Source organism: Microcoleus sp. PH2017_08_TRC_O_A, assembly GCF_020738665.1.
Lineage (GTDB): Bacteria > Cyanobacteriota > Cyanobacteriia > Cyanobacteriales > Microcoleaceae > Microcoleus.
This window is the reverse complement of sequence record NZ_JAEQCE010000089.1, coordinates 26,032-35,385: the sequence shown is the minus strand read 5'-3', so window position 1 is coordinate 35,385 and position 9,354 is coordinate 26,032. Positions and strand designations below refer to the sequence as shown.

The window sequence follows — 9,354 nt, the reverse complement described above, 5'->3', positions numbered from 1 at the left end:
CGGAGGCGGACTTTGTATGTGTAGAAGCGATTTCAATCGCCGATTCAATCGCCGATCGATGGAGGGTAACGAACCCGAATTTGGTATTACCAATCCTCATGGGGTAAGGACATAAATTGCATCTTTGCCAAGACTGGATCTAGTTCAGAGGATTCTTCAGAATAGACTTGATTTAGTTTGCTCAAAATTCGATCGCGGTTATGTCGCCTTACATAAGCCTGCAATGCTTTTGTATAAAGCTCACTGCGTGATAATCCTAACTGATTAGCCAAAGCCTCGGCTTCTTCAAAAACTAAATCTGGAAGTGAAATTGCAGTTTTCATAGTTTCCCCTGCTATCACGGTGACATCATAATATTGATTATACCACAGAAGAACGACCTCAATCTACTCTCTAAAACTTGCCATCAGAATAGCTATGAAATTTAAACGTTTTGGAAAATACCCGATCGCATTTATGTTAGTGTTGCTATGTGCGATCGGTCTGCACCATCCCATATTTGTCCGCGCAACGGAGTCGCCACAAGTGCAAATTACTCAACCAGAATCAAACCAGATCGCACCTGAAAGCGTTTTCATGAGTCAACTTCCTAGTTGGGCGCGACTTGTTGACATTCGCACCGTCAATCGCAACATTCGTCTTGATATCCGCTACGCCACTACTAACAATTTCTTGAAACGAAAACTTTATACAGTAGCAAAATGTGCTTTGAGAAGTTCTGTTGCTCAAAAATTAGCCCTAGTTCAAACAGATTTAGAAAAAATCGGATTGGGTTTGAAAGTTTACGATTGCTACAGGCCTTTTTCTGTGACTAAGCAAATGTGGGAGTTTTTGCCAGATCCGAACTATGTTGCTAATCCTGTTAGGGGTTCGCGACACAATCGCGGTGCGGCAGTGGATTTGACTTTAGTCGATCGCACTGGCAAAGAATTAGAGATGCCAACGCCCTATGACGATTTTACCAAAAAAGCTCACAGAGATTACAACGGTGGCAGCGCTCAATCTCGGAAAAATCGTCAAACGCTTGAAGATGCGATGAAAAAACAGGGATTTATCGGGATAAGCACAGAATGGTGGCACTTTGATTCGGAAGATTGGCAGAAATTTGCGATTTTAGATGTGTCGCTTTCTGAAATTCCTTAATTAGCTAAGACGGCGGTTAAAACCGCGTCTACACAAACTAAGACGGCGGTTAAAACCGCGTCTACACAAAGGAAGTCCGCCTCCGCGGACTGAAGAAGCTAACGTAATTTTCACCGCCCACTCTTCAACCGGCGTCCGGCTTGTTTTGTCTGTATAGACGCGGTTTCAACCGCCCGGTATTCTTGGGAATTTATCGGACTCGCACATAAAATTCGTATTCATAGCCACGGAAATTTGAGTCTAGTTGAAATGTGTAATTTCCAGTAACAGGGATTTTGCCCGTCCACTCAGTTTTCTTGCCTTGTGTATTCGGATCTTCTACTAAAAGTTTGCCACTAGGAGTGATAATTTGTGGGAAAACATCTTTCCGATTCTTAACCGTCATTGTTTGATTTTTAGCAGCCCGAATCTTGTAAGAATGAGTTCCACCGCCGATAATTCGACCTTTGACTATCGCTTCATCTCCCCCAGTCAAAAAATTAATCTGCTGGTTGACATTAGAACAACTGCTTTCGGTGCGATTTTTGGCAATCCAACCGGGCGGTTCGGTAATTCGCAGCCAACCATTTTGTTCTTCTGCGATGGAAACAAAGGTATTATTTTTCAGTTTTCCTACTATTTTGCTGTCGTTTACTTGCGGGTGCGATCGCACATTCAGCGGTGGATTCGGATCGCTAACTACAGCCATACTGATTTTACAGCCGGAATTGGGCGGTGTGACAACTACTGGGGCAACTTTTTGCTGCGAGAATCCAGCGATTAGCGGTGGTTGAAGTGCGGCACTTTTGGCTGGTTGAGGTTGAGATTTGGGGGCTTCCGCAGGCTGGGTTTCTACTTGCAGAGGTTCTGCTGGTTCAGATTCGGGGTTGTTCGCCGGAAGGAGTGAAATCTCGTTTCTGACTGCTGCTGGGGATTCTGGAAGGGCTACATTGGATTGTTGAATCGCACCCGACTGTATAGTTGCAGCAGCTACACCCACGGCTGTGGCTAGCCCTGCTAAGCCTGTAATGATGATTTGAGTAGAAGTAAATGGCATAAAAACCTCCTCTGTATTTATACTGATATTTTTGGTTGCGGAATTGACGCGATCGCCAGTCAAGTTATAGGGAAAATACGTAATTAGGCGGATTTATCAAGATTTTTCCGGGAAATTCCGGGCGACCACCATTGGATTTATAGTGAAAATACTTAATCAGGGCTCATCTTTCCGGATGAGTTCCTAAAATTTAACATTCATGATTGTCACAATAATTTTAGTCCGTCTATACTTGACACCTGTGGTGATGCTACTGTTGCTCTGAGCCAATTGTGCTCAACTCTAGCAACGTAAGCATCCAGCGCGAGGTGCAGTAGACCTCTTGCAAAAGTCCTTTTAATCAAATTTTGGGACGGGCTAGAAGCCCATCCCACAAGAAAAAAGATTTTTGTGGGATGGCTTTGAGCAGCGTCCTAACTATTTTTGCAAGAAGTCTAGTTTATTAGTTGTCATGTCAAGATTTATTCCTTTCCAATTACAACCACCTCGCGATCGACTGCTTTCGGAGGTGAAGCAGGAAGCCGAAGCCGGCCGATCGCAATCCTTGCATACTGCTGTGCTGGCTAACCTCAGCCAAGATTCGCAGCCTGTCGGTGTTAGCCGCTGTTGGGATGTGGAAGTGAAAGCGGGAAATCGTCCAAGTTTTCGGCTTCCAGCCAAAGCTAGCATTTCTCAAGTGTTCGATCGCACCAACGGCAAATTAGTCATTTTGGGAGCGACGGGTGCCGGCAAAACCACGACGCTGCTAGAATTGGCTCTGGTGTTAGTTTCGCGCGCCGAACAAGATCCTAATTTACCAATACCCGTGCTGTTTGAACTGAGATCGTGGAAAGCAGAATCTGGGGCGATCGCAGATTGGTTAATTGTTCAGCTTCAGTACAAATACGGCATCTCAACCACTGTAGGCAAAAAATGGCTGGCCGAACAAAAATTGCTACCTCTCCTCGACGGTTTGGACGAAGTAGAAACCCACCGCCAAGATAGCTGCATTCAAGCAATCAATCAGTTTCTTGAAAGCGAATTTCAACCCAAACATTTAGTCGCGTGCAGCAGTTTTGAAGCTTACAAAAACTGCCAGAGTAGATTTAAACTGCAAGCAGCAGTTTTGCTGAAACCTCTGAGCGAAACTCAAATTCAAAATTATCTCCTAGAAGCCAGAAGCCGCGAACTTTGGTACAGCATAGAGAAGGAGCCGGAGTTGTTAAAATTAGCAAAAGCTCCCTTATTATTGAGCATGATGGCTTTGGCTTACGATGATATTTTAATTGAATCTTGGAAGCGGATCACTTCCACAGAAGAACAGCGCAAATATCTGTTAACTGCTTACATCCGCCACCAAATGACTGGGGAAGTCAAGCAGTATCCCAGAGGAAAGGAACTGCGGCCAGAACAAATTCGCCGCTGGCTGGGATGGTTGGCGAGAAAGATGGAACAGCAAGGAATTCAAGAATTTTACCTCGATCGCATCTCGTCGAGTTGGCTGCAAACAGGCGAGGAACAGCGCAAGTATCAGTTTGGAGTTAAGCTGTTGGGCGGGCTGATTTGGGTATTTTTGGGAGTAATCGCCACCCTAGTCTCCGGCTCGATTTGGGGATTGATTGCGGGTGCTGTGGCTGCGGTAATTAGTGCTGTGTTGCCGCCAATTCCGGCGATTGATAGTTTGATATTGCGCCTCGTGCTGTGGTCTAGCGGTCATATTCCTTGGGATTACCAGCGTTTTCTGGATGCTGCGGGCGATCGACTGTTACTGCAAAAAACGGGCGATCGACGTTATCGATTTATTCACGATTTGTTGCAGAAGCATTTTGCTGAGATATAAATGTAGTAGCTTGACAAAAACAAATATAATAGATGTAACTGTGAAGGAGAGCTAAATACCCGAGCGCTAAATATTCGACAAGCAAAAGGAAACTAAAACTCAATGACTGTAAAATTCATTCTGAGTGAATACGTCGATCGAGCAATGACTGAGGCTATGTATGACAAACTTGAAGATCGTAGCTTTGTCGGCAAAATTCCTGTTTGCAAGGGAGTCATCGCCTTTGGCTCAACTTTAAAAGAGTGTCAAAATGAGTTGCGATCCACTTTGGAAGACTGGATTTTGCTAGGGTTAAAATTGCGACACCGTTTGCCCGTAATTGACAATATTGATTTAAATCAGGAGCCTAGCCTTGAGCCGTTGGACACCTTGTAAGCGTCGAGAATTTATCCAGAAATTACAAGAGCTAGGCTTAGCTGACCCTTTTTCTGGAAGCAAGCACCAGTTTATGATTTATCATGAGTATCGCTTAACTATTCCTTCTAATGACGAGTATTCTGTTCCTCAGTTACGGATGATGATTCGAGAGGTTGAGGAGATTATAGATAGGCAAATTACTCTAGAACAATGGAATAGCTTGTGAACTAGCACACACTAATCCTGATTCAAAAAAAATTATGGTATTTTTGCCATCTTAAATACCTGTTCCGCAGTAAATTCTAGTCCATCAAAAAGTGGATCTTTTAATAGAGTATCTCCCATATAAGTCTGCGGTGCTGCATCGGGGTAAAAAACTGTAATACTTCTAGCCTTGCTATCAACTACCCAAACCCGCAATACCTTAGCATCCAAATAATTTCTCGCTTTCGCAGCTAACTGACCGAAAGTTTGTTCTGGTGAAATAATTTCTATGACTAATTCCGGGACGACAGGACAGGCTTCATCTTGATTCCAGTCTGGAGATAAGCGTTCTTGACATACTCCCCGGCGTAAACGCACTCTTGATTCTAAGGTCAAACAGCAATTGCAGGCAAAACCTGTCTAACATAGCCTAACTTAGCGGTCGATGCCCCAACCGCACAAATATTTTTAGCAGCATTTTCATCTCGTCCATTCACAGATTGACAAGATGGACAACGCCATTCTCTTACCGATAAATCTAGACTTTCTAAAACATGACCACAGGCAGAACAGGTTTTGCTAGATGGATACCATCTATCTATAAAAACGATCGCTTTTCCTTTTTTCTGAGCCACCCATTCTAAAATCTGGAGAAACTCTCCAAAGGCTAAGTCTGATATTTTCCTGCCCCAAAGACGTTGCATTCCTTTCAAGTTCAAGGTCTCAAAACACAAAATGTCAAATCTATCTGTGAGGTGATGGGCTAGTTTCCAGAACCAGTCAGTACGACGATTTGAAACATCTTCATACTGACGAACTAAGTTCTTTCTAGCTTTCTCTCGATGATTTGACCCTTTAACTTTTCTTGAATGTTGGCGACTGGCTTGCTTGAGCTTGTTTAGGGATTGCTTGAGGAATTGAGGGGATTCAATTTGGGTTCCATCGGAAATAGTCAGGAAGGTTTTTAAGCCAAAATCAAATCCAGCAATTCTACTCGTCTCGGATTTGATTTTGGGTTCTCTTATTTCTGGGTCCACAACCACCATCATAAAGAGTTCACCTAGAGGCGATCGCTTGATAGTTAAGGTTTTAACGGTTCCTTCTATTTCCCTGGAATTCCAATACTGATAAACCTGATTTCCAATCCTAACTCTGTTGCCTAAGAGAAATTTGTATCCGGCTTGCTTTAGAGTAAAAGATTTGTATCTTCTAACTTTCTTGAATCCCGGCGGTCTTACTCCCTTTTTATTGTGCTTAAAGAATAGTTGATAGGCTTTCTCGATGCGTTGACAGATATCCTGAACGGCCTGAGAGCCTAGTCGTTGCCAGAAAGGTTTACGCTTCCGTAGTTTAGCTATATGAGCTTGAAGTTTAGAGCAGTTTAAGTGTTTTCCCCACATTCTGTAGTACCTTTTATGTAGGGCAATACAGTGGTTATAGATCACTCCGGCGGCGTTAATTGACCGCTTGAGAAATCTATTCCGCTTATGTTGATACAGCTTAAACTTCAGGGTTTTCATGTTGGCATTTTATCGCGGATTCAGGAGAATCCCAAGAAAAATTAAGAAAAGTTAAGAAAAAGCCGTCCTAGAAGGACGGGGCTTTAGACCCAATTTCTCGGTAAGAAACATATAAAAAATCTGGGACTGGAACCCAATCTCGCCCCATTCTGGTTAATTTAACTGCCCATTCTACACCAATTTCTCCCCGTTCTTCACCCCACTGTTCGAGAATTTTTATCAGGCTTCTGGTGAGGCGAGAATGAAATTTTTTCGGTGACATCTTCGGTACTGCTTGATTGTCAACAAGTTCGTAGGTTATATCTCCTTCTCCTTCGGGGAGACTGAGAAACTCTTCCAGAGTTAGTTCAGTTTTTGTCTGGAACATAATATTCCTCTGCTGTGAGCGGGGGAATTCCCGCCTGTCTAGTTAACTTAAATATTGATTGACATAATACAAATATTATGATATATGTTGGCCAAATCTCCAGTCTTAACTGCCAAATGTACGATCGCATCCTCACCGACACCCCCAAAAGGTTAAGATTCTAATCTGACCTCCTGCAATCATTGCTTCACCTCCTATGGCAGAAACCCTATTGTTCAACGCCCTCCGCGAGGCGCTAGACGAAGAAATGGCCCGCGACTCCTCTGTATTCGTACTCGGCGAAGACGTAGGTCAATACGGTGGTTCCTATAAAGTCACCAAAGACCTCTACGAAAAATATGGCGAGCTCCGAGTCCTCGATACCCCGATCGCCGAAAATAGCTTTACAGGCATGGCAGTAGGCGCAGCAATGACGGGATTGCGGCCGATCATCGAAGGCATGAACATGGGCTTTTTGCTCCTCGCCTTCAACCAAATCTCCAACAACGCCGGAATGCTGCGCTACACCTCCGGCGGCAACTTCAAAATGCCGATGGTAATTCGCGGCCCAGGCGGCGTGGGCCGACAACTCGGCGCCGAACACTCCCAGCGGTTAGAAGCCTATTTCCAAGCAGTACCGGGTTTGAAAATTGTCGCCTGTTCGACTCCCTACAACGCCAAAGGACTCTTAAAATCAGCAATCCGCGACGATAACCCGGTGCTGTTTTTCGAGCACGTTTTGCTTTACAACCTTAAGGAAAATTTGCCAGAAACAGAATATTTAGTGCCGTTAGATAAAGCGGAAATTGTGCGATCGGGCAAAGATGTCACCATCTTGACATATTCGCGGATGCGCCACCACGTCCTGCAAGCCTTGCCGGCACTCATGAAAGAAGGTTTCGATCCAGAAGTAATCGACCTAATTTCTCTCAAACCCCTCGACATGGACACCATCGGCGAATCTATTCGCAAAACTCACAAAGTAATTATTGTAGAGGAGTGCATGAAAACCGGAGGCATCGGCGCTGAATTAATTGCCTCAATTTGCGATCGATATTTTGACGAACTTGACGCACCAGTTTTGCGGCTGTCTTCACAAGATATTCCCACACCTTACAACGGTAATTTGGAAAGATTGACAATTGTCCAGCCAAACCAAATTGTCGAAGCTGTCCAAAAAATGGTAGGTTTGCGAGTATAAATAGTCAGTTGACAGTTGATAGTTGACAGTTGATAGTTGACAGTTGATAGCTGCCCTTACCAATTACCAATTGCGAATTACCAATTACCACTGCCAACTAATTACTGTCCCTGGTAAACTGCCAACTACCTCAACCGTGCAGGAATCCACAGTCTCACCAACTGTCAACTGTCAACTGTCAACTACTATAAGTATGCAAAAACAACGTTCATTATTAGCCCTAATTTTTGTTTTGATCGTAGCCGCTATTACTGTGATAGCAACAATTCCGACGCGGCTGGGATTAGACTTGCAAGGAGGATCGCAACTCACAATTCAGGTGAAAACTACCAAAGATATCCCGAAAATTGAAGAGCGGGATCTAGAAGCAGTGAGGCGAATTATCGAAAACCGAGTTAATGGTTTGGGAGTCTCCGAATCAGTTGTACAAACCGTAGGCAGCGATCAAATTCTGGTTCAGTTGCCTGGAGTAAGCGATCCGCAACAAGCGGAACGGGTACTCGGCGGTACGGCACAGCTAGATTTTCGGCGCGAGACACCGCAAGAAGGAGCTTTTTTGAAGGTTAGGAAAGAGGAACTTGCTGGAATGCTGGGAAAGCAGCAGGAGTTGCAGGCAAAAGGAGATGCTAAGGCGATCGCAGACAACCAAGCTGCGATCGACAAAAAGAATCAGGACATTAAACAGCTTACCGCCAACCTTTACGAACGTACCGAGATCACCGGCAAAAACCTCAAAGATGCTTTCGCCACATCCAATTCCTTAGGCAACACCTATGCTGTAGCGCTACGGTTCGATACTGAGGGGGCCCAAAAGTTTGCCGAATTGACCAAAAGCATTGCTGGTACAAACCTCACCCTAGGCATTTTTGTAGATAACGAACTCATTAGTGCTGCGACTGTTAGCGATCAGTACAAACAAACAGGTATCACAGGCGGTAATGTCGAAATTTCGGGCAACTTTACAGCACAGAAGGCTAATGACTTGGCGGTGCAATTGCGCGGCGGTGCTTTGCCCGTGCCTGTCGTAATTATTGAAAACCGCACAGTAGGTGCCAGCTTGGGACGAGACAGCATTCAAAGCAGTATTAATGCAGGCATCGGTGGCTTGACTTTAGTCTTGATTTTCATGGTTGGCTACTATCGACTCCCCGGCGTAATTGCCAATATTGCTCTGTTAATTTATGCTTTGTTAACTTGGGCCGCTTTCGTGCTGTTGGGGGTGACATTAACGTTGCCAGGAATTGCTGGTTTTGTGCTCAGCATCGGGATGGCCGTGGATGCTAACGTGTTGATTTTTGAGCGCACGCGGGAAGAGTTGCGGGCGGGGAAGACGCTTTATCGATCGGTAGAATCAGGTTTTTACCGCGCTTTTTCCAGCATTTTAGACGGCAACGTAACTACACTGATTGCTTGTGCTGCTTTGTTCTGGTTGGGGGCTGGTTTAGTCAAAGGGTTTGCTGTAACGCTGGCCTTGGGCGTCGCAGTGAGTATGTTTACTGCTCTTACTTGCAGTCGCACTCTAATGTTGGTAGTCTTGGGCTTTCCCAAATTACGCAAACCCGAGTGGTTTTGTCCCGGTTTGTCGAAAACAGTTAATAGCTAATAGCTAGTAGGTAATGGGTAATGGGTAATTGGTAATCGATAAGATTGGCTAAGTAAAAATTGCTAAAAATCAGTTGTAAATTAATTCGCAATTCGCAATTACCAATTTCCAACTCGCAATTACCG

Annotated in this window: 10 protein-coding genes; 5 read left to right on the top strand and 5 right to left on the bottom strand. The window is 44.5% G+C overall.

The window, feature by feature from the left end; all coding sequences use genetic code 11:
• Positions 1–86: 86 nt before the first annotated feature.
• A complete protein-coding gene (locus tag JGK22_RS26250) occupies positions 87–323 on the bottom strand; it encodes a hypothetical protein (RefSeq protein ID WP_293193207.1) in 237 nt (78 codons plus the stop codon).
• Between the two features lie 94 nt (positions 324–417).
• Here JGK22_RS26250 and JGK22_RS26245 point away from each other — a divergent pair, with 94 nt between their 5' ends.
• Complete coding sequence (locus tag JGK22_RS26245) at positions 418–1,143, top strand: M15 family metallopeptidase (RefSeq protein ID WP_293314093.1); 726 nt, start codon at positions 418–420, stop codon at positions 1,141–1,143.
• A 190-nt stretch (positions 1,144–1,333) separates the two neighbouring features.
• On the opposite strand, the gene JGK22_RS26240 is transcribed toward JGK22_RS26245, so the two are convergent.
• Positions 1,334–2,179, bottom strand: coding sequence for an SH3 domain-containing protein (locus JGK22_RS26240; RefSeq protein WP_293197259.1), 846 nt, complete (start codon positions 2,177–2,179; stop codon positions 1,334–1,336).
• Positions 2,180–2,567: 388 nt separating this feature from the next.
• Here JGK22_RS26240 and JGK22_RS26235 point away from each other — a divergent pair, with 388 nt between their 5' ends.
• Together JGK22_RS26235 and JGK22_RS26230 are read left to right on the top strand one after the other, a co-directional pair.
• Positions 2,568–3,998: an NACHT domain-containing protein gene (locus JGK22_RS26235; protein WP_293314091.1), complete on the top strand. Its 1,431-nt coding sequence runs from the start codon at positions 2,568–2,570 to the stop codon at positions 3,996–3,998.
• Between the two features lie 102 nt (positions 3,999–4,100).
• A complete protein-coding gene (locus tag JGK22_RS26230) occupies positions 4,101–4,373 on the top strand; it encodes a type II toxin-antitoxin system HicB family antitoxin (protein ID WP_293179584.1) in 273 nt (90 codons plus the stop codon).
• A 240-nt stretch (positions 4,374–4,613) separates the two neighbouring features.
• Here JGK22_RS26230 and JGK22_RS26225 read toward each other — a convergent pair whose 3' ends face one another.
• The 3 genes from JGK22_RS26225 to JGK22_RS26215 form a co-directional block, all read right to left on the bottom strand.
• Positions 4,614–4,955, bottom strand: a complete 342-nt coding sequence (locus tag JGK22_RS26225) for a Uma2 family endonuclease (protein WP_325315049.1) — start codon at positions 4,953–4,955, stop codon at positions 4,614–4,616.
• The gene (locus JGK22_RS26220) at positions 4,952–6,079 is read right to left on the bottom strand and encodes a transposase (protein WP_293179581.1); all 1,128 of its coding nucleotides are present in this window, start codon (positions 6,077–6,079) and stop codon (positions 4,952–4,954) included. The genes JGK22_RS26225 and JGK22_RS26220 overlap by 4 nt, the downstream gene beginning before the upstream one ends.
• A gap of 67 nt (positions 6,080–6,146) precedes the next feature.
• The gene (locus tag JGK22_RS26215; RefSeq protein WP_293193210.1) at positions 6,147–6,446 is read right to left on the bottom strand and encodes a Uma2 family endonuclease; all 300 of its coding nucleotides are present in this window, start codon (positions 6,444–6,446) and stop codon (positions 6,147–6,149) included.
• A gap of 196 nt (positions 6,447–6,642) precedes the next feature.
• Between JGK22_RS26215 and JGK22_RS26210 the strand changes: the two genes are divergently transcribed.
• Positions 6,643–7,626 carry an alpha-ketoacid dehydrogenase subunit beta gene (locus JGK22_RS26210; protein WP_293179575.1) on the top strand — a complete coding sequence of 328 codons (984 nt, stop codon included), beginning with the start codon at positions 6,643–6,645 and terminating at the stop codon, positions 7,624–7,626.
• 193 nt (positions 7,627–7,819) lie between these two features.
• Positions 7,820–9,229, top strand: a complete 1,410-nt coding sequence (gene secD, locus JGK22_RS26205; RefSeq protein WP_293179803.1) for a protein translocase subunit SecD — start codon at positions 7,820–7,822, stop codon at positions 9,227–9,229.
• The last annotated feature ends 125 nt before the right edge of the window (positions 9,230–9,354 follow it).